13 protein-coding genes are annotated in these 19,549 nt (G+C 77.0%); 8 read left to right on the forward strand and 5 right to left on the reverse strand.

The window, feature by feature from the left end; all coding sequences use genetic code 11:
- Position 1 precedes the first annotated feature (1 nt).
- The 3 genes from IE245_RS29710 to IE245_RS29720 are packed head-to-tail and all read left to right on the forward strand — an operon-like array spanning position 2 to position 5,864.
- The gene (locus IE245_RS29710) at positions 2–1,291 is read left to right on the forward strand and encodes a glycosyltransferase (protein WP_189953193.1); all 1,290 of its coding nucleotides are present in this window, start codon (positions 2–4) and stop codon (positions 1,289–1,291) included.
- Positions 1,288–2,226 (forward strand): SGNH/GDSL hydrolase family protein, encoded by a 939-nt coding sequence (locus tag IE245_RS29715; protein WP_189953141.1) that lies wholly within the window; start codon positions 1,288–1,290, stop codon positions 2,224–2,226. The genes IE245_RS29710 and IE245_RS29715 overlap by 4 nt, the downstream gene beginning before the upstream one ends.
- Positions 2,223–5,864 carry a hydantoinase B/oxoprolinase family protein gene (locus IE245_RS29720; RefSeq protein ID WP_189953143.1) on the forward strand — a complete coding sequence of 1,214 codons (3,642 nt, stop codon included), beginning with the start codon at positions 2,223–2,225 and terminating at the stop codon, positions 5,862–5,864. Before IE245_RS29715 ends, IE245_RS29720 begins: the two co-directional genes overlap by 4 nt.
- Here the strand turns inward: IE245_RS29720 and IE245_RS29725 are convergent.
- The 5 genes from IE245_RS29725 to IE245_RS29745 all read right to left on the reverse strand — a co-directional run bounded on the left by IE245_RS29725 (position 5,795) and on the right by IE245_RS29745 (position 10,393).
- Complete coding sequence (locus IE245_RS29725) at positions 5,795–6,724, reverse strand: 5-oxoprolinase subunit C family protein (RefSeq protein ID WP_189953145.1); 930 nt, start codon at positions 6,722–6,724, stop codon at positions 5,795–5,797. The genes IE245_RS29720 and IE245_RS29725 overlap by 70 nt on opposite strands.
- Positions 6,721–7,353 (reverse strand): 5-oxoprolinase subunit B family protein, encoded by a 633-nt coding sequence (locus IE245_RS29730; protein ID WP_189953147.1) that lies wholly within the window; start codon positions 7,351–7,353, stop codon positions 6,721–6,723. The genes IE245_RS29725 and IE245_RS29730 overlap by 4 nt, the downstream gene beginning before the upstream one ends.
- Positions 7,350–8,114 carry a LamB/YcsF family protein gene (locus IE245_RS29735; RefSeq protein WP_189953149.1) on the reverse strand — a complete coding sequence of 255 codons (765 nt, stop codon included), beginning with the start codon at positions 8,112–8,114 and terminating at the stop codon, positions 7,350–7,352. Before IE245_RS29735 ends, IE245_RS29730 begins: the two co-directional genes overlap by 4 nt.
- Positions 8,115–8,264: 150 nt before the next feature.
- Positions 8,265–9,068, reverse strand: coding sequence for a putative hydro-lyase (locus IE245_RS29740; protein ID WP_189953151.1), 804 nt, complete (start codon positions 9,066–9,068; stop codon positions 8,265–8,267).
- Positions 9,065–10,393, reverse strand: a complete 1,329-nt coding sequence (locus IE245_RS29745) for an MFS transporter (protein WP_189953153.1) — start codon at positions 10,391–10,393, stop codon at positions 9,065–9,067. The genes IE245_RS29740 and IE245_RS29745 overlap by 4 nt, the downstream gene beginning before the upstream one ends.
- Before the next feature lie 237 nt (positions 10,394–10,630).
- Here IE245_RS29745 and IE245_RS29750 point away from each other — a divergent pair, with 237 nt between their 5' ends.
- The 5 genes from IE245_RS29750 (at position 10,631) to IE245_RS29770 (ending at position 19,528) form a co-directional block, all read left to right on the forward strand.
- Positions 10,631–11,344, forward strand: coding sequence for a GntR family transcriptional regulator (locus IE245_RS29750; RefSeq protein WP_189953154.1), 714 nt, complete (start codon positions 10,631–10,633; stop codon positions 11,342–11,344).
- Between the two features lie 141 nt (positions 11,345–11,485).
- Positions 11,486–13,015, forward strand: coding sequence for a hypothetical protein (locus tag IE245_RS29755; protein ID WP_189953157.1), 1,530 nt, complete (start codon positions 11,486–11,488; stop codon positions 13,013–13,015).
- Complete coding sequence (locus IE245_RS29760) at positions 13,012–13,785, forward strand: hypothetical protein (protein ID WP_189953159.1); 774 nt, start codon at positions 13,012–13,014, stop codon at positions 13,783–13,785. Before IE245_RS29755 ends, IE245_RS29760 begins: the two co-directional genes overlap by 4 nt.
- On the forward strand, positions 13,782–14,696 hold the full coding sequence (locus tag IE245_RS29765) for a hypothetical protein (protein ID WP_189953161.1): 915 nt from the start codon (positions 13,782–13,784) through the stop codon (positions 14,694–14,696). The genes IE245_RS29760 and IE245_RS29765 overlap by 4 nt, the downstream gene beginning before the upstream one ends.
- Positions 14,697–14,779: 83 nt before the next feature.
- Positions 14,780–19,528 carry a coiled-coil domain-containing protein gene (locus IE245_RS29770; RefSeq protein WP_229851667.1) on the forward strand — a complete coding sequence of 1,583 codons (4,749 nt, stop codon included), beginning with the start codon at positions 14,780–14,782 and terminating at the stop codon, positions 19,526–19,528.
- Positions 19,529–19,549 lie beyond the last annotated feature (21 nt).

Genomic DNA, 19,549 nt, shown 5'->3' on the forward strand with positions numbered 1-19,549 from the left:
GCTGCGGATCGTACGGCTCGCGAACTTCGTCACCCCCACCTCGGGCGGCCTGCGGACCGCGCTCGACCGGCTCGGCCGGGGATACCGCGCGGCCGGGCACGAACCCGTCCTGGTCGTCCCCGGGGCCGGCGCCGCCGACGAGCCGGCCGAGCAGGGCCGGGTGATCACCCTGCCCGGGCCCGTGCTGCCCGGCACCGGCGGCTACCGGGTCCTCGCCGACCGGCGCCGGCTCGCCGAGCTGCTCGAACGGCTCGCCCCGGACCGCATCGAGGTCTCCGACCGCACCACCCTGCGCTGGACCGGGGAGTGGGCCCGGCGCGCCCGCGTCCCCTCCGTGATGGTCTCCCACGAGACCGCCGACGGCGTCCTGCGCACCTGGGGCCTCCCCGGGCCGCTCGCCGCCCGCGCCGCGGACCGGCTCAACCGCCGCACCGCCTGGGCCTACGGCCGCATCGTGTGCACCACCGCCTGGGCGGAGGAGGAGTTCGTCCGCCTCGGCGCCCGCAACGTCGTACGCGCTCCGCTCGGCGTCGACCTGGAACACCGCCGGCCCGGGCGGCGCGACCCCGCCGTACGGGCCCGGTACGTGGAGGGCGCCGGGGTCCTGCTGCTGCTCTGCTCCCGCCTCTCCGTGGAGAAACGGCCCGGCACGGCGGTCGAGGCGCTCGTCCGCCTGCTCGACGCGGGGGTGCGGGCCCGGCTGGTCGTCGCGGGCGACGGGCCGCTGCGCGCGGGCCTGGAGCGGCGGGCGCGGGAGCGGGGCCTGCCGGTGCGGTTCCTCGGCCACGTCGCCGACCGGGAGGAACTCGCCGACCTCCAGGCGGCCGCCGACCTCTGCCTGGCGCCCGGCCCCGCCGAGACCTTCGGGCTCTCCGCCCTGGAGGCCCTCGCCTGCGGCACCCCCGCCGTCGTCAGCGCCTCCTCCGCGCTCCCGGAGGTCGTCGGCACGGCCGGGGCCGCGGCCGCCGACACCCCGGCCGCCTTCGCCGACGCCGTCCGGGGCCTGCTCGCCCTGCCGGAGCCCGTCCGCCGGGCCGCCGCACGCGCGCGTGCGGAGCACTTCTCCTGGGACCGCTCCGTGGACGCGTTCCTCCACGCCCACGAGGCGGCCACCGGACGGGAACCTGTCGCGGCCGCCGTCCCGGATCCCCTGCCCACCGGTCCGGATCCGATATCCGCCGTCCCGGATCCACCCGCCGACGGCTCGGTCGCCGCCGACGGCCCGGTCACCGCCGGTGCCGTCCCCGCCGCCGCGGCGGCCCGGCCCCGGCCGCAGGAGGTCGGCGGATGAACCCGGTCCGGGAGAGCCGCGTCCCGGCCCAGGGACGCGTACCGGCCCAGCCGCGCGGCCCGGAGTCCGGCCCGGCAGGCGCGCCCCCTGCCCCGGCGGGGGCCGCGCCGCTGCGGTTCGTCGTGCTCGGGGACTCGTTCAGCGAGGGCGTCGGGGACCGGGCCGGCGGGGCGTGGCGCGGGTGGGCGGAGCTGCTCGCCGACGGGCTCGCCGGGCCCGGGCGGCGGGTCGAGTACGTGAACCTCGCCGTCAGCGGCGCGCTCAGCGCGGACGTCGCCGAGAAGCAGGCCCCGCGCGCGGTCGCCCTCCGGCCGCACCTCGCCTCCGTCGTCGTGGGCGTCAACGACACCCTGCGGCACACCTTCGACATCGGGCTGTTCGCCCGCCGCCTGGACCGGGTCCTCGCGGCGCTCGACGCGGCCGGGGCCGTACTCCTGACGGCCTGTCTGCCCGACCCCGGGCGGATGCTCGGGCTCCCCGGGCCGCTGGCCCGGCCGCTCGCCCGCCGCCGTACGTCCGTGAACGCGGTGGTGCACGCGCTGTCGGCCCGGCACGGCGCCGCCCACGTCCACCTCGCCGACCCGGCCTGGACCGAGGACCGGCGGCTGTGGAGCGCCGACCGGCTCCATCCGGGCGAGCGCGGCCACCGCGCGGTCGCCGGAGCCTTCCACCGGGTCCTGGCCGAGCGCGGCCTCGCCCGGGGGCCCGCGCCCTCCCCGGAGGCGTCCGAACCGCCGCCCACCCGCGCCGACACCGTCCTGTGGCTCGCCACGGCCGGGACCGGCTGGGTGCTGCGCCGCAGCCGCGACCTGCTGCCGCAGCTGCTCCTGCTCGCGGGGGAGGAGCTGCTGCACCGGACGGGCGGCGGCGGCGCGCTCGACGCGCGCGCCGCGACCGCCCTCGCCGAGGCCCTCGCGGCCACAATGGGGGAATGAGCGGGCGCTGGGAGTTCTGGATCGACCGGGGCGGCACCTTCACCGACGTCGTGGGGCGGCGCCCCGACGGGCGCCTCGTCACCCGCAAGGTCCTCTCCCACGACCCGGCCCGCCGGCAGGACGCCGCCGTCGCCGGGATCCGGCTCCTCATGGGCCTCGCCCCCGGCGAACCCGTCCCCGCCGACCGGGTCGCCGTCGTCAAGATGGGCACCACCGTCGCCACCAACGCCCTCCTGGAGCGGCGCGGGGAGCCGACCCTGCTGCTCATCACGGAGGGCTTCCGCGACGCCCTGCGGATCGCCTACCAGAACCGGCCCCGCCTCTTCGACCGGCACATCGTGCTGCCGGAGGCGGTGTACGCGCGCGTGGCCGAGGTCCCCGAGCGGATGGACGCCCGCGGCGCCGTCGTCCGCCCCCTCGACGAGGACGCCGTCGCCGCCGCGCTCGCCGCCGCCCACCGGGACGGGATCCGCTCCGCCGCCGTCGTCCTCGTGCACGGCTACCGCCACCCGGAGCACGAACAGCGCGTCGCGGCCGCCGCCAGGGACGCCGGTTTCACCCAGATCAGCTGCTCGCACGAGGTCAGCCCGCTCATCAAGCTGATCCCGCGCGGCGACACCACCGTCGTCGACGCCTACCTCTCGCCGGTGCTGCGCCGCTACGTCGACGAGGTCGCCGCCGAACTCGCCGGGATCCGCCTGATGTTCATGCAGTCCAACGGCGGACTGCGGGAAGCCGCCCGCTTCCGGGGCAAGGACGCCGTCCTCTCCGGGCCGGCGGGCGGAGTCGTCGGCATGGCCCGTACCTCCGGCCAGGCCGGACACGACCGGGTCATCGGCTTCGACATGGGCGGCACGTCCACGGACGTGTCCCACTACGCAGGGACGTTCGAGCGTGAACTCGGTTCACAGGTCGCCGGGGTGCGGATGCGGGCACCCATGATGAGCATCCACACCGTCGCCGCCGGCGGCGGCTCCGTCCTCCACTACGACGGGCGCCGCTACCGCGTCGGACCCGACTCGGCCGGCGCCGTGCCCGGCCCCGCCTGCTACCGGCGCGGCGGCCCCCTCACCGTCACCGACGCCCAGGTGATGCTCGGCCGGATCCAGCCCGACCACTTCCCGGCCGTCTTCGGGCCGGACGGCGACCGCCCCCTCGACGCCGACGTCGTCCGCGAACGGTTCACCGCCCTCGCCGAGGAGGTCGGCGGCGGCCGCACCCCCGAGGAGGTCGCGGCCGGCTTCCTGCGGATCGCCGTCCTCGACATGGCCAACGCCGTCAAGAAGATCTCCGTCCAGCGCGGCCACGACATCACCCGCTACGCCCTCACCTGCTTCGGCGGCGCCGGCGGCCAGCACGCCTGCGCCGTCGCCGACGCCCTCGGCGTCGACACCGTCCTCGTCCCCCCGCTCGCCGGCGTCCTCTCCGCCTACGGCATCGGCCTCGCCGATGCCACCGCCCTGCGCGAACGCTCCGTCGAGGCCCCGCTCGACGACCCCGGCACCCACGCGCGCGTGACCGCCGTCGCCGCCGAACTCGCCGACAGCACCCGGGCCGAACTCCGCGCCGACGGCCTCCCCGGCACCGCGATCACCACCCACGCGCGCGTACTCCTCCGCTACGCCGGCACCGACGCGAGCCTCCCCGTCGACCTCGGCCCCGCCGAGGAGATGGCCGCCGCCTTCACCGCCGAGCACCGCGCCCGCTACGCCTTCACCATGGACAAGCCGCTCGTCGCGGAGGCCGTCACCGTCGAGGCCGTCGGCACCGCCGGACCCCACGGCCCCGTCCGCGTCCCCGCCGGAGCCCGCACCGGCCCCCTCGTCCCCCGCGCCACCGTCCGCACCCACGACGGCGCCACCGCCTCCGACACCCCCCTGCACCGCCGCGAGGACCTGCGCCCCGGCGACACCGTCGACGGGCCCGCGATCCTCGCCGAGGACGACGCCACCACCGTCGTCGACCCCGGCTGGCGCGCCACCGCCTCCGACACCGGCCACCTGCTGCTCACCCGCGCCGTCCCGCGCCCCGCCCGCACCGCCGCCGGCACCGACGTCGACCCGGTCCTCCTGGAGGTCTTCCACAACCTCTTCATGGCCATCGCCGAGCAGATGGGCGTCCGCCTGGAGAACACCGCCCACTCCGTCAACATCAAGGAACGGCTCGACTTCTCCTGCGCCCTCTTCGACGCCGACGGCAACCTCGTCGCCAACGCCCCCCACATCCCCGTCCACCTCGGCTCCATGGGAGAGACCGTCAAGGAGGTCCTGCGCCGCCGCGCCGGCGACCTCCGCCCCGGCGACGTCTACGCCGTCAACGACCCGTACCACGGCGGCACCCACCTGCCCGACGTCACCGTCGTCACTCCCGTCTTCGACGACGCGGGAGAGGAACCGCTCTTCCTCGTCGCGTCCCGCGGCCACCACGCCGAGATCGGCGGCATCACCCCCGGCTCCATGCCCGCCTTCAGCCGCACGATCGACGAGGAGGGCGTCCGCTTCGACGACTGGCTCCTCGTCCGCGACGGCAGGCTCCGCGAGGCCGAGACCCGCGCCCTGCTCACCGGCGCCCCGTACCCCTCCCGCGACCCCGACACCAACCTCGCCGACCTGCGCGCCCAGATCGCCGCCAACGAGAAGGGCGTCGAGGAACTCCGCAAGGCCGTCGCCGAGTTCGGCCTCGACGCCGTCCAGGCCTACATGGGCCACGTCCGGGCCAACGCCGAGGAGTCCGTCCGCCGCATCGTCGCCCGCCTGGAGGACGGCACCCACCGGTACGAGACCGACTCCGGCGCCGTCATCCAGGTCGCCGTCCGCGTCGACCGCGAACGGCGCTCCGCCGTCCTCGACTTCACCGGCACCTCGCCACAGCTCCCCGGCAACGCCAACGCCCCCACCGCCGTCGTCACGGCCGCCGTCCTGTACGTCTTCCGCACCCTCGTCGACGAGGACGTCCCCCTCAACAGCGGCTGCCTGGAGCCCCTGGAGATCCGCGTCCCGCCCGGCTCCATGCTCGCCCCCGAACCACCCGCCGCCACCGTCGCCGGGAACGTCGAGACCTCCCAGGCCGTCACCGGCGCCCTCTACGCGGCCCTCGGCGTCCAGGCCGAGGGCTCCGGCACCATGAACAACCTCACCTTCGGCGACGACCGCGTCCAGTACTACGAGACCCTCGCCAGCGGCTCCGGCGCGGGCGACGGCTTCGACGGCGCCGACGCCGTCCAGACCCACATGACCAACTCCCGCCTCACCGACCCCGAGATCCTGGAGTGGCGCCACCCCGTCCGCCTCGACGCCTTCGCCGTGCGCGAGGGCAGCGGCGGCCGGGGCCGCTGGCACGGCGGCGCCGGCGTGGAGCGGCGGCTGCGCTTCCTGCGGCCGATGACGGTCACCCTCCTCACCGGACACCGGCGGGTGCCCCCGTACGGCATGGCGGGCGGCGCGCCCGGCGCGCTCGGCGAGAACCTCGTCGAACGCGCCGACGGCACCGTGGAGCACCTGGACGGCACCGCGACCACCGGGGTCGCCCCCGGCGACGTGCTGGTCGTCCGCACGCCCGGCGGCGGGGGCTACGGCATCCCGCCGGAGGACGACGGGGCGCCCGGCGACCGCGGACCCCGCCGGTCCCGGGGCTCCTGAGGAGCGGTGACGAACCGGACCCGGGTCCCCGGCACGGCCTGCGCGGCCGCCCCCAGGTCCGCCTCCCGCACCACCGCCACCACCGGATAGCCGCCGGTCGTCGGATGGTCCGCCAGGAAGACCACCGGCCGGCCGTCCGGCGGCACCTGCACCGTCCCCAGGACCATGCCCTCGCTGGGCAGCTCCCCGGGACGGGCCCGCTCCAGGGCCGGCCCGTCGAGGCGCAGCCCGATGCGGTTGCTCGCCGAGGACACCAGGTACGCGCGCGTGGTGAGGGTCCGGAGCGCGTCGGCGGTGAACCAGTCGTCGCGCGGCCCGAGCCGGACCCGCAGGACCAGTTCGTCCGGCGGGCCCGGCCAGGGGGGAGCGTCGACCGACCCCCGTACGGCCGCGGCCGCTCCCAGCGGCAGCACCGCCCCCTCGGCCAGCGGCGCCGGGCCGAGCCCGGACAGCAGGTCGGTGGAGCGGCTGCCGAGCACCGGTTCGACGGTGATCCCGCCGCCGAACGCCACGTACGAGCGCAGCCCGCGCACGGCGGGCCCGACCTCCAGGAGCGCCCCGGCCGGGACCCGTACCGCCGTGCCCCAGGGCAGCGGCCGGCCGTCCGCCCGCACCGGGCAGGGCGCCCCGCCCACCGCCACGGTCACCGCGCTCCTGGGCCGCAGCGCGCAGCCGTCGACGGTGGTCTCCAGGACGGCGGCGTCCTCGGCGTTGCCGACCAGCCGGTTCACCAGCCGGGCGGCGGCCGGGTCCAGGGCGCCCGAGCGGGGCACGCCCAGGTGCGCGTGGCCCGGCCGCCCGAGGTCCTGCACGGTCGTCAGGGCGCCGCCCCTGACGACGGCGACGGCGCGGTCGTTCACCGGTCGGCCCCCGTCCGGGACGCGGGGACGAACCGCACGCGCGTGCCGGGCGACAGCAGTGCCGCCGGCTCCCGCCCGGTGTCCCACAGGACCGCGTCCGTCGTCCCGATCAGCTGCCAGCCGCCCGGCGAGGAACGCGGGTACACGCCCGTGTACGGCCCCGCCAACGCCACGGACCCGGCGGGCACCGCCGTGCGGGGCGTCGCCCGGCGCGGCACCTCGTACCGTGCCCCGAGCCCGGTCAGATAGCCGAAGCCGGGCGCGAAACCGCAGAAGGCGACCCGGAACTCGGCCGAGGAGTGGATCCGTGCCGCCTCCTCCGGCGACACCTCCCACCGGGCGGCCACCTCGGCCAGGTCCGGCCCGTCGTACCGGACCGGCACCTCCACGACCGTGCCCACGCGCGCGTGCCCCGGCCGCGGCTCCCAGCCGGGCAGTTCGGCCGCGAGCCGCGCGGGCTCGGCCAGCCCGTCGAGCAGCACCGTCCGCGCCGCCGGCACGATCTCCCGTACGCCGGGCAGCGCGCCGGACGCCCGGCGCCGCAGCAGCTCCGCGTGGAAGGCCTCGGCGGCGGCCGCGTCGGCCAGTTCGACGAGGAGGGCGTGCTCGCCCACCCGCAGCACCCTCACGCGAACGCCCCCACGGTGACGCCGGCCGACTCCAGGCCCGCCCGGACACGCCGGGCCAGCTCCACCGCGCCCGGGGTGTCCCCGTGCAGGCAGAGCGAGTGCGCCCGCACGGCCACGGCCGTCCCGCAGTGGGCGGTGACCGTGCCCGCGCGGACCAGCGTCACCGACCGCTCGACCACCGCGTCCGGATCGTGCACCACGGCCCCCTCCCGCCCCCGTGGCAGCAGGGAGCCGTCGGCCCGGTAGGCGCGGTCCCCGAACGCCTCGGCGACCACCGGAAGGCCGGCCCGCTCCGCCGCCTCGTGCAGCCGCGAGCCGGGCAGCCCCAGCACGGGCAGCGCGCCGCCCGCGAGCAGCACCCCGTCGACGACCGCGGCCGCCTGCTCCGCGTCCCGCACCACCCGGTTGTAGAGCGCCCCGTGCGGCTTCACGTACGCCACCCGGGAGCCGGCCGCGCGGGCGAAGACCTCCAGGGCGCCGATCTGGTACGCCACCTCGGCGGCCAGTTCCGCCGGCGGCACGTCCATCGCCCGCCGCCCGAAGCCGGCGAGGTCCCGGTAGGACACCTGGGCCCCGATCCTCACCCCCCGCTCGGCGGCGAGCTCGCACACCCGCCGCATGGTGACCGCGTCCCCCGCGTGGAAGCCGCAGGCCACGTTGGCGCTGGTGACGACGGAGAGCAGACGCTCGTCGTCGGTCAGCGTCCAGCGGCCGAACCCTTCCCCGAGATCGGCGTTCAGGTCGATCGAGACCCCGCTCATGATGGTGCTGTTCCTTTCACCGGTGCCGTGGTGCCGTGTCGCTGTCGTGCCGTGATGCGTGTCTGTTCGCGCGCCTGTGTGTCTGTCTGCCTGTCCTGTCTGAGTGTCCTGTCCGCCCGTCCTGTCCGTCTGTTCGTCCGTCCTCCGTGCTCAGAGGGCGATCCGGTACTCCTCGTCCCGGACGTCGGTGACGAACATCCGCCCCGGCGCGTGGGTGATCGCGAACGGCGGACGCGAGGCCGTGACGGCCGCCTGCGGTGTCACCCCGCAGGCCCAGAAGACGGGCACGTCCCCCGGCTCCGCCGCCACCGGGTCCCCGAAGTCGGGCCGGTCCAGGTCGCGGATGCCGAGCGCCGCCGGGTCGCCCGCGTGCACCGGCGCCCCGTGGACCGCCGGCAGCAGCCCGCTGATCCGCCGCGCCACCGGTACGAGCCGGGCCGGGACCGGCCGCATCGACACCACCATCGGTCCGTGCAGCCGCCCGGCCGGCCGGCAGGCCCGGTCCGTCACGTACATCGACACGTTCCGGCCCTGCTCGACGTGGCGCAGCGGCACGCCCGCCGCCGCGAGCGCCCCCTCGAAGGTGAAGCTGCACCCGAGGAGGAACGAGACCAGGTCGTCGCGCCAGTACGGGGTGGCGTCCGCCGGCTCCGCCACCAGCCGCCCGTCCTCCCACACCCGGTAGCCCGGGACGTCGGTGCGCAGGTCCGCGCCGGGCGCGAGGGAGGTGGTCCAGGAACCGGCGTCGGTGACGTCCAGGACGGGGCAGGGCTTCGGGTTGCGGGTGCAGAAGAGCAGGACGTCGTAGGCCCAGTCGGCGGGCACCGCGATCAGGTTGGCCTGGGCGTGGCCGGGGGCCCAGCCGGCCGTCGGGCCGGCCGTCCCGGCCCGCGCACGCGCGCGTGCCTCGCGCGGACCGGGAACGGAAGGCCCCCTGGGGTCGCCGCCGTTCATCCGAGCTCCTTCCCGCGCGTCTCCGGCAGGCCGAGCAGTGCGACGACCGCGATCCAGTACCCCACCGCGCCGAAGACCAGCGCGCCGCCGACCCCCCAGCTCTCCGAGAGGAAGCCGACCAGGGTCGGGAAGACCGCGCCGAACGCCCGGCCGGTGTTGTAGGTGAGCCCCTGTCCGGTGCCGCGCACCGGCGTCGGGTACAGCTCGGCGAGGAAGGAGCCGAAGCCGCTGAAGATGGCCGACATGCAGAAGCCGAGCGGGAGACCCAGCACCAGGAGGAGGGTGTTCGCGCCCGCCGGGATCTGCGTGTACGCGAGCACCGACGCCGCCGACAGGACGGCGAAGAGCGCGATGTTCCGCTTGCGGCCGAGCCGGTCCGTCAGGTGGCCCCCCGTCAGGTAGCCGATGAAGGCGCCGGAGATCAGCAGCGTCAGGTAGCCGCCGGTGCCGACGACGGTCAGTCCCCGTTCGGTCTTGAGGAAGGTCGGCACCCAGGTGGCCAGCGTGTAGTAGCCGCCCTGCACGCCCGTGGAGAGCAGGGTCGCGAAGAGCGTGGTGCGCAGGAGCCCCGGCCGGAACACCGCCCGCAGGGAGCCGCGTTCCGGACTCGCCACGCGCGCGGCGGCCGCCCGGGGGGCGTCCTCCACGTGCCGCCGGACCCAGAGGACGAGCAGCGCGGGAAGGGCGCCGGTCCAGAACAGGATCCGCCAGGCGAGATCCGCGTCGAAGAACTGGAAGACCAGCGTGTAGACGATCACCGCGAGGGCCCAGCCGGCCGCCCACGCCGACTGCACGGCCCCGAGCGTACGGCCCCGGTGCCGGGCGGAGGCGTACTCGGCGACCAGGATCGCCCCGACCGCCCACTCGCCGCCGAAGCCGAGGCCCTGGAGCGCCCGGAAGACCAGCAGGGTCTCGTAGTTCGGCGCGAAACCGCAGAGCACGGTGAAGAGCGCGTACGTGATCACCGTGATCATCAGCGCCTTGACGCGGCCCACCCGGTCGGCGAGGACGCCCGCGAGCGCGCCGCCCACCGCCGAGACCACCAGGGTCACCGTGGTGAGCAGTCCGGTCTGGCCCTTGTCGAGGGAGAAATAGGCGGCGATCGCCACCATCGACAGGGGGAGGGTGAAGAAGTCGTAGGAATCGAGGGCGTAACCGCCGAACGCGCCGCCGAAGGCGCGTCGTCCGCGCGGGCCGAGGGCGCGCAGCCAGCCGAGGGGCCCGTCCGCGCCGGGCCGGCCGTCGGGACCGCCGTCGAGCGGGGTACCGGGCGGGCCGTCGGGCCGGTCGTCCTCGGAGTGCTGCCGGGTCTGTGCCGTGCTCATCTGCACCTCGCAGTGGGGGAGCGTGCCTGAGAGACGTACGAGAGGGCCGTGCGGGGCTGTTCAGGGCCGTGCGGGGCCGTGCGGCCCCGTGCCGGGCCGTACGGAGGAGTGCGGTGGCGCCAAGGTAGGGGATTGTTCAACGATTCGACAAGGGGGCTGTTGTCCCGGATCCGATTCTGCGGTTGACTCGGCGGCCACACGACGACGGGGCCGACCGCCCCGTGAGGAAGGGGGACCGTGGACGCGAGCGGCACCGGCACGGCCGGGGGACTGGCGGACGACCGGGCCCTGCTCGGCCGCACCAGCACGGCGGAGCGGGTCGCGGACATCCTGCGCACCCGCGTCGCCGAGGGCTTCTTCCCGCCCGGTACCCGTCTCTCCGAGGAGAGCATCGGCGGCGCCCTCGGGGTCTCCCGCAACACCCTGCGCGAGGCCTTCCGGCTCCTCACCCACGAGCGGCTGCTCGTCCACGAGCTCAACCGCGGGGTCTTCGTCCGCGTCCTCGCCGTGGACGACGTCGAGGACCTCTACCGCACCCGCCGGCTCGTCGAATGCGCCGTCGTGCGGAGCCTCGGCGAACCGCCCTTCCCGGTGGCCGGCCTCGCCGCCGCCGTCGCCGAGGGCGAGGCCGCCGCGCGGGACGGCGACTGGCGCGCGGTCTCCACCGCCAACATCCACTTCCACCGGGAACTCGTCGCCCTCGCCGGCAGCGCCCGTACCGACGAGCTCATGCGCGGCGTCCTCGCCGAGCTCCGGCTCGCCTTCCACGTCGTGGAGGACCCGCGGGCCCTCCACGAGCCCTACCTCGCCCGCAACAAGGAGATCCTGGCGGCCCTGGAAGCGGGGGAGCGAACCGGCGCCGAACGCCTCCTCGCCCGCTACCTCGACGACTCCATCGAGCGCGTCGCGGCCGCCTACGCCCGCGCCGTGGGCGAGCCGGCGGAGGCGTAGCGGCGGAGCGGAGCACCGGCCCGCCGGCCGGGGCGCTGGGCCCCCGGCCGGCGGGCGGAGGGTACCGTCCGGGGCGGGACCGGGGCGGTGGTTTCTGCGCCGTTTCGACCCGTGTCAGTGCGAGGACCTACTCTGTGCACCGTGACTTCGCCTGCCTCGACGGACCTCGCTCCGCCCCAGCTCAGCGCGGGGCCGCGCCCCGCGCAGGGGCCGGCCGCCGACGAAGGGCTCGCGCGGCGCCTGCGCGCGCTCGCCTGCACGGCGCCGCTGCACGACCTCGACGCGCGCAAGGCCAACCTCGCGGGCGAGTACACCGTCTACGCGATGGCCGAGATCGCCCTCGCCGCGATCGACCTCGTCACCCTCCACATGGACTTCGACACCGGCGCCGACCACGACCAGGTCGTCGCCCGGCTGCTGCCCCGCGTCGCCGCCCAGGCCCCGGAGCGCCCCGCCGCCGAGCACGAGCGCGTGGCCCGCTGGGTGCTGGAGAACCTGATCAACGTCGGCAGCGTCGACCGCGGCTTCCGCGCCGTCTACGGCACCTTCGGCACCGACGGCGTGTACGTCCGCCGGGACTACGACTTCAAGCTCGTCGAGGAGGTCCCGGGGTACGGCGGCGCCGTCTGCCTCCGGACCACCGACGAGGCCGTCAACGTGCTCGTCGGCGCGCTCGACACCGACGTCACCAGCGCGCAGATCGCCGCCGAGGTGAAGCTGGAGGTCCTCATCAGCCGGGGCCGCCTCGCCGACGCCCAGCTCGCGGCCGAACAGGCCCGCTACCGCACCGTCCAGTACGCCGAGACCCTCCGCAGGACCCTGGAGGCCACCCGGCGCAACGTGCGCGCGGTCGACTGGCTCAACAGCGTCCCCGACATGATCGCCGAGGCGCTCGACCACGTCGCCGACCGCTACCGCCACGAGAACGCGATCCTCACCAACATCCGCAAGGCCCGGGACGAGGCCGAGGAACCCGAGCACAAGCGCCGGGCCGCGGAACTGGTCGACATCGTCAAGGACTGCATCCGCCGCCACACCCAGCTCCAGTCCCGGCTCCTGGAAGCGGGCCCGCTGTTCCGCGCCGAGCAGGACCGGCAGGCCTTCGCCGCGCCCACCCGGTACACCGGTCTCGACCTGTACGGGCAGCTGGTCGCGCCCGTGCTGCCGCTCCCCGTCGAGCGCGCCACCCGCGTCACGGACGCCTTCTTCGCGCGCGGCACCGGCCTGCGCACCCCCGCCTCGGTCCGCCTCGGCGACCTCGTGGACCTGCTCCTCACCCCGCCCGTCGAGCGCGAGCACCTCGGCGCGGAGATGCCCGAGCCGGACCTGATCGCCACCCCCGACGACTCCCGCTTCAGCGAGCGCCAGCTCGCCGACGCGCTCGCCCTCCTCGACCTGGAGCACGACGCCCCGCGCCGCCTCTCCGGCCTGCTCGCCGACGCCCGCGCCACCGGCGGCGAGGACCTCGCCTACCTGGTCGCCCTGCTCGCCGTCCACGCGGCCAGCCCGCCGGTCGGCACCGCCTACCGCCAGGGCGAGGAGCGCCTGCTCTTCGCCGTCGACGACGGCACCCCGCTCGAGGACCCCGGTTTCGGCGGCGCCGACCTCATCGTCGGCACGGCCCTCCTCGACGCCGCGGGCATGGCCGCCGACCGCTCGGAGGCGTCGTGACGCACGCCTCCGACACCGACCGTTCCCGCAAGCGCCCCCGCCTCCTCACCCGCGCCACCCGCGCGTGGCTCCCGAAGCCCACCCCACCGGAGCAGCCGCCGGCACCCGCGCCCGCCACGGAACCCGCCCCGGCCACGCCCGACTTCGCCGGACCGGCCCCCGCCCCGACGCACCCCGCCGAACAGCCGACGGCCCCGGCGGCCGACTCCCGGCCCGCGGTGCCGACGGCCGTCTCCGTCGAGCCCGCGACCGACCCGACGGCCCCCGCCGGGACCGCCGCGCAGGCCACGGTGCCGACGGCCTCGACGGCCGACCTCGTCGAGCCCACCACAGGCCCGACAGGTCCGACCGGCCCGACGGCCCCGGCGGACTCCACCATCGAGCAGCCCGAGGCCCCCGCCGCGCGCCCCGCGCCGGAAGCCCGTACCGGCCCCCGCCTCGTGCCCCCCTTCGTGGACCCGCCGTCCGCCCCCGCCGCTCCGGCGGCCCCGGCGCCCGAGCCGACCGGCGGAACCGGCACCGAGCCCGCCCCCGGCCCGGCCCCCCGCCCCCGCTTCGCCGTCGTCTCCCTGCCCGAGGCGCCCCGCGGTGCCCGGCGGCGGGAGCTGCCGAGCGTGCGGGCCGTGCGCCTCGGCGGCGCGGGGGAGCCGCCCGCGCCGGGCGGGCCCGCCGTGCCGCCCGCCGCCGTCACCCCCGTGCCGCTGCCCCTGCCCGGGACCGCCGGCACCGCCGTACCGAACGAGAGCCGCACCGAGGAGCCCCAGCCGTGAGCGACAACCACGTCGAGTACGCCGAGTACCCGGACGCGTGGAGCGAGCAGGAGCCCCCCCGGCCCCCGGCCACGGCCCCCGCGCACGCCGCCGTCACCCCCGCGGACGCCGCCGACGCCGCGCGCCTCGTCTCCTTCGGGCTCCAGCCCAAGCTGCTGCCCGCCCGGGACGCCGAGTACGCCGAACTGCTCCGCCGCTACCAGGAGGACCCGGCCTTCGCGCGGCTCGCCGACGCCGTCGCGACCGGTCTCGGCCTGATCGTCCTGGAGGTCTCCCCGCGCGCGGGCATGGCCGTCACCGCCGGCGAGGACTCCGTCTTCGCCGTCCGCATGGGCGACTACGCCCGCCGCGCCAACACCGACTCCGCCGACCGCTTCCTGCACGGCCTGGCCCACCTCGCCGTCGCCGCGATGGCCTTCCCGCGTCCCGAGGACCTCGCCGACGACGCGTACATCGGCCGCCTCACCGTCAACGGCGTGGACTCCTTCGTCCGCCAGGCCTGCCTCCGCCTGGAACAGCGCGCCGAGGAGGAGGGCGAGAACACCGACCCCGCCTCCGACGCCCCGGGCCTGGAGGCCGCCTGGCGCGTCTGGTCCCGCCGTTCCACCACCGGCGCGACCAAGGACGCCCGCCGCCTCGCGGGCTCCACCACCGGCATCGTCGCCAAGGCCGTCGCCTTCCTCACCGACTCCGGCTTCCTCCAGCGCACCGGCGACGAGAACGGCGGCTCGTACCGCACCACCGCCCGCTACCAGCTGCAGGTCCGCGACATGGCCGGTTCCGCCGCCCTCACCGAACTGCTCGACCTCGGGATCGTCCCGGTCAGCGACGGCACCGCCACCCTCGTCCCGCCGCCCGAGGGCGACGACCTGGACCTCGCCGCCGACGCCGGCCTCCCCTTCCACGCGTAACCCCACCACCGCCCGCGTCCCCCGGGCCGCCGCGTTCCGCCCCACCGAACTCCCCGAGCACGAGAGCACGAGAGTCCCTCGCCATGTACGAGCTGTCCCGGGTCCGCCTCTACTCCATCGGCCCCGCCGGCGCCCGCTACGCCGACACCGTCCTGGACCTGCGCGGTGTCGGCGCCCCCGTGCCGAACCCGGCGCCCACCCAGGCGGAGTTCTTCGAGGAGGAGCCCGTCGGCCCGCCGCGCCGCCCCGCCCCCGCGGGCGTGCTCTTCCTGGAGAACGGCGGCGGCAAGTCCGTCCTCCTCAAGCTGATCTTCTCGGTGATGCTCCCGGGCCACCGCAACACCCTCGGCGGCGCCAGCTCCGGCGTGCTCCGCAAGTTCCTGCTCGCCGACGACTGCGGCCACGTCGCGCTGGAGTGGCAGCACACCCTCACCGGCGAACTCGTCGTCGTCGGCAAGGTCAGCGAGTGGCGCGGCCGTCAGGTCTCCAACGACCCGCGGAAGTTCGCCGAGGCCTGGTACTCCTTCCGCCCCGGCCCCGGCCTCAGCCTGGACAACCTGCCGGTCGCCGAGGCGAACGCGGTCCGTCCCGCCGTCGAGGGCGCCTCCGCCGCCACCGGCCGACGCCGCACCATGAAGGGCTTCCGCGACGCCCTCACCGAGGCCGGCAAGGCCTACCCGCACCTGGACGTGGTGTGGGAGGAGATCCACGACCGCTGGAACGAGCACCTCGGCGAGCTCGGCCTCGACCCCGAACTCTTCCGCTACCAGCGCGAGATGAACGCCGACGAGGGCGAGGCCGCCGGCCTCTTCGCGGTCAAGAAGGACTCCGACTTCACCGACCTCCTCCTCCGCGCGGTCACCGACACCCGGGACACCGACGGCCTCGCCGACCTCGTCGGCGGCTTCGGCAACAAGCTCGGCCGCCGCGCCGAACTCACCGCCGAACGCGACTTCACCGCCGGCTCCGTCGACCTCCTGGGCCGCATCGTCGACGCCGCCGGAACCCGGTCCCGCGCGCGCGAGGTGCACGCCGGAGCCGAGCGCCGCACCCGTACCCTCGCCCGCCGCCTCTCCGGCCGCGCCGCGGGCGAGCGGGCCCGCGCCGCCGAGCTGGCCGAGCGGGTCACCGCCGCCGGCCACGCCGTCGCCGAGGCCGAGACGGCCCGCGAGCGCAGCGCCCTCATCGCCGCCGAACTCGCCTACCGGCACGCCTCCCTGGCGCTCGCCGCCGCCGAGAAGGGCGCCGCCTCCCAGCGCCGCGAGCTGATCGAGGCCCGCACCCTGCACTCCGCCTGGCAGGCCGCCGAGTCGGTGCTCCGCCACCGTGCCGCGGGCGACCGCTCCGCGCGCGTGGCCGCCGCCATCCGCGAGGCCGAGCGCGACGCCGCCCCGGCCCTCGCCGCCCGCGCCCTGGCCGCCGCCGACCTCGTACGGGCCCTGGCCGCGGCCGCCGAGGAGGGCGAGCGGCACGCCGCCGAGGAGGAGGAACGGTCCGCCGCCCTCCAGGAGGCCGGCGAGGCCGCCCACCGGGACGCCACCGCCGCCGCCACCGAGGCCCAGCGCGCCCGCAGCGAGGCCGGCCACCTGCGGCAGCGGCTCGCCGAGGTCGAGCAGGAGACCGCCGAGGCCGTCCGGGCCGGCTGGCTCGACGACTCCGCGCCCGACGCCGACCCGGCCCGCGCCGCGCTCGCCGCCGCCGACGCGGAGAAGACCACCGTCGCCGCCTGGGACGCGGCCCGCGAGGCGGCCCGCACCGCGAGCGACCGGGCCCGCGAGACGGCCGCCGCCGAGTCCCGCGCCGAACTCGCCGCCGCCCGCGCCGCCGACGCCGCCGAGGCCGCCGGCAACGCCTACGACGCCGAGCGCCGTGCCGCCGAGGCCCTGGCCGCCGAGGAGCGCCTCGCCGAACTCCTCGGCCTGCCCTCCTCCGGCTCCCCGCTGCCCGGCCGGCGTGCCGCCGCCCCCGCCGACGGGGCCGACGGGCCCGCGGAGCCGTACGGGATCAGCGACGGGCCCGACGGCCGGTCCCCGCTCTCCGTCACCGACTTCGACCGCTACGCCGAGGAGCTGCGCCGCCTGCTCGACGAGGCCGTCTCCTCCGCCGAGCGCCGCCTCTTCGACCTGCGCACCGCCGCCGCCGACGACTCCCGCATCCTCGGCGCCCTCGGCGACGGCGGCCTGCTGCCGCCGGGCCCGGACGTCCTCGCCACCGTCGAGTTCCTCGGCGAGCACGGCATCCCCGCGCTCCCCGGCTGGCGCTACCTCGCCCAGTCCGTCGACCCCGCCGACCACGCGCGCGTGCTCGCCGCCCGCCCCGAACTCGTCGACGGCGTCGTCATCACCGACCCCGTCTCGTACGGGCGCGCCCGCGAGGCCCTCGGGTCCGCCGCCCTGCTGCCCCGCTCCGCCGTCGCCGTCGGCACCGCCGCCGCCCTCCTCGCCCCCGTACCGGCGCAGGACTCCGGCGACGACACCGGCGTCTTTCTCGTGCCGCCGAACCCGGCCATGCACGACGAGCACGCCGCCGACGAGGAGCGGCAGGCGCTCCGTGCGCGTGCCGCCGCCCGCGACGAGGAGATCCGGGCGCTGGCCGCCCGGCTCGCCGGCGACCGGGCCCTCGCCGCCCGGATCGGCGCCTGGCGCGCCGACTGCCCGCCCGGCATGCTCGCCGAGCTCGCGACCGCCGCCGCCACCGCCCGCGAGACGGCCGGGACGGCCGCCCGCGCCCTCGACGAGGCCCGCGCCCTGCGCGCCGAGGCCGAGGAGACCGCCGCCGAGGCCCTCGCCGTCCGCGACGAGCGGCAGGAGGCCGCCCAGCGCGCCCGCCGGGTCGCCGACGCCCTCGCCGGACTCGCGTACCGGCTCCGCGAGCGCTCCGCCTGGCAGGCCAAGCTCCGCGAGCTCGCCGACGACGCCGCCGAGGCCGAGGCCCGCGCCCAGACCTGCCTGGAACGCGCGCGTGCCGCCGACGAGGACCGCAGGGCCGCCCAGCGCGCCGCCGACGACGCCCACCGCACCGCCCGCGCGCTGCGCGCCGAGCGCGCCGAGATCGCCGGCGCCCCCGAGCAGCTTCCGGAGGAGGCCCCGGGCGCCCCCCGCGCCGCGCTCCCCACCCTCCGCGAGGCCTACCGGGCCGCCTCCCAGCTGTACGAGAAGGTCGGCGTCGGCGCCGACCTGCGCGCCGAGCAGGCCCGCGCCGAGAGCGACGAGTCCGCCGCCCTCGCCGAGCTGGACCGGCTCACGAACAAGGTCCGCACCCGCGCCGAGCAGCTCCTGGAGTCCACCGACGGCGCCGACGGCCCGTCCCGGCAGGCCGCCGCGGCCCGTGCCGAGTCCCTGGTGCAGATGCTGGAGACCCGCGCCTCCGAGGCGAGCGAGAAGCTCGGCCGGCTCCGCGGCGAGTCCGAGCGGCTCGCGCCCGAGGACGGCGAGGCCCACACCGAGCTGCCGGAGGAGCTGGTCCCGGCCGACGCCGACCAGGCCCAGGCCCTGTTGCGCACCGCGGGTGCCGAACTCGCCGCCCGCAGCGACGCGCTGGACGCGGCCCGCGCCGCCCACGCCGGGCTGCTGCGCGACCACCGGGCCGCCGAGGACGCCGCCGGCGGCTTCGACGAGACCGCCGCCCTCCTGCGGGACCTGCTGCGCGACCACGCGGAGGAGGAGCAGGAGGAGCCGGAGCCGTACGCCGGTTCCCTGGAGGAGGCCCGGAACGCCGCGGGCGAGGCCCGGCGGGCGCTGCGCGCCCGCACCGCCGAACTGTCCGCCGCCGACGCCGCCGTCCGCGAGGCGAGCGACATCCTCGTCCGGCACGCCAACTCCACCCGCTACGAGCAGGTCCGCACTCCGGCCCGCCAGCAGATCCGCGAGCTGCCCGCCTCCGCGCTGCCCGAGCACGCCGCCAAGTGGGCCGAGGCCTTCGCGCCCCGGCTGCGGGTCCTCACCGACGAGCTGGCCCAGCTGGAGCGCAACCGCGAGTCGATCGTGGACCGGCTGCGCGGCCTGGTGGAGACCTCGCTCGCCACCCTCCGCTCCGCCCAGCGCCTCTCCCGGCTCCCCGAGGGCCTCGGCGAGTGGTCGGGCCAGGAGTTCCTGCGGATCCGCTTCGAGGAGCCGGACCAGGCCACCCTCACCGAGCGGCTCGGCGAGGTCGTCGACGAGGCGACCCGGGCCGCCGTGAAGAAGAACTCCGACCTGCGCCGCGACGGCATGTCGCTGCTGCTGCGCGGAGTGCAGGCGGCCCTCGAACCCAAGGGCGTCGCCGTCGAGATCCTCAAGCCGGACGCGGTGCTCCGCGCCGAGCGGGTGCCGGTCGGGCAGATGGGCGACGTCTTCTCCGGAGGCCAGCTGCTCACCGCGGCCATCGCGCTCTACTGCACGATGGCGGCGCTGCGCTCCAACGACCGGGGCCGCGACAAGCACCGGCACGCGGGCACGCTGTTCCTGGACAACCCGATCGGCCGTGCCAACGCCACGTACCTGCTCGAACTCCAGCGGGCCGTGTCGGACGCTCTCGGCGTCCAGCTGCTGTACACGACGGGCCTGTTCGACACGACGGCCCTCGCGGAGTTCCCGCTGGTGATCCGGCTGCGCAACGACGCGGACCTGCGGGCGGGACTGAAGTACATCAGCGTCGAGGAGCACCTGCGCCCGGGCCTGCCGCAGCCGGCCGGCGAGGGCGAGACGATCCACGGCGAGATCAAGGCCACCCGGATGTTCCGCCGCCACCAGGACGACCGGCAGGACGACCGGCAGGAGGGCCGCCAGGGCGAGCGTCAGGCCGACCGCCGTGACGACCGGCAGAACAGCGAGGACCCGTCCCCGGCGCCGTAGGCAGGACGGAGGCCCGGCACC

Origin of the sequence: Streptomyces roseolus, from assembly GCF_014649855.1 — a bacterium.
Lineage (GTDB): Bacteria > Actinomycetota > Actinomycetes > Streptomycetales > Streptomycetaceae > Streptomyces > Streptomyces roseolus.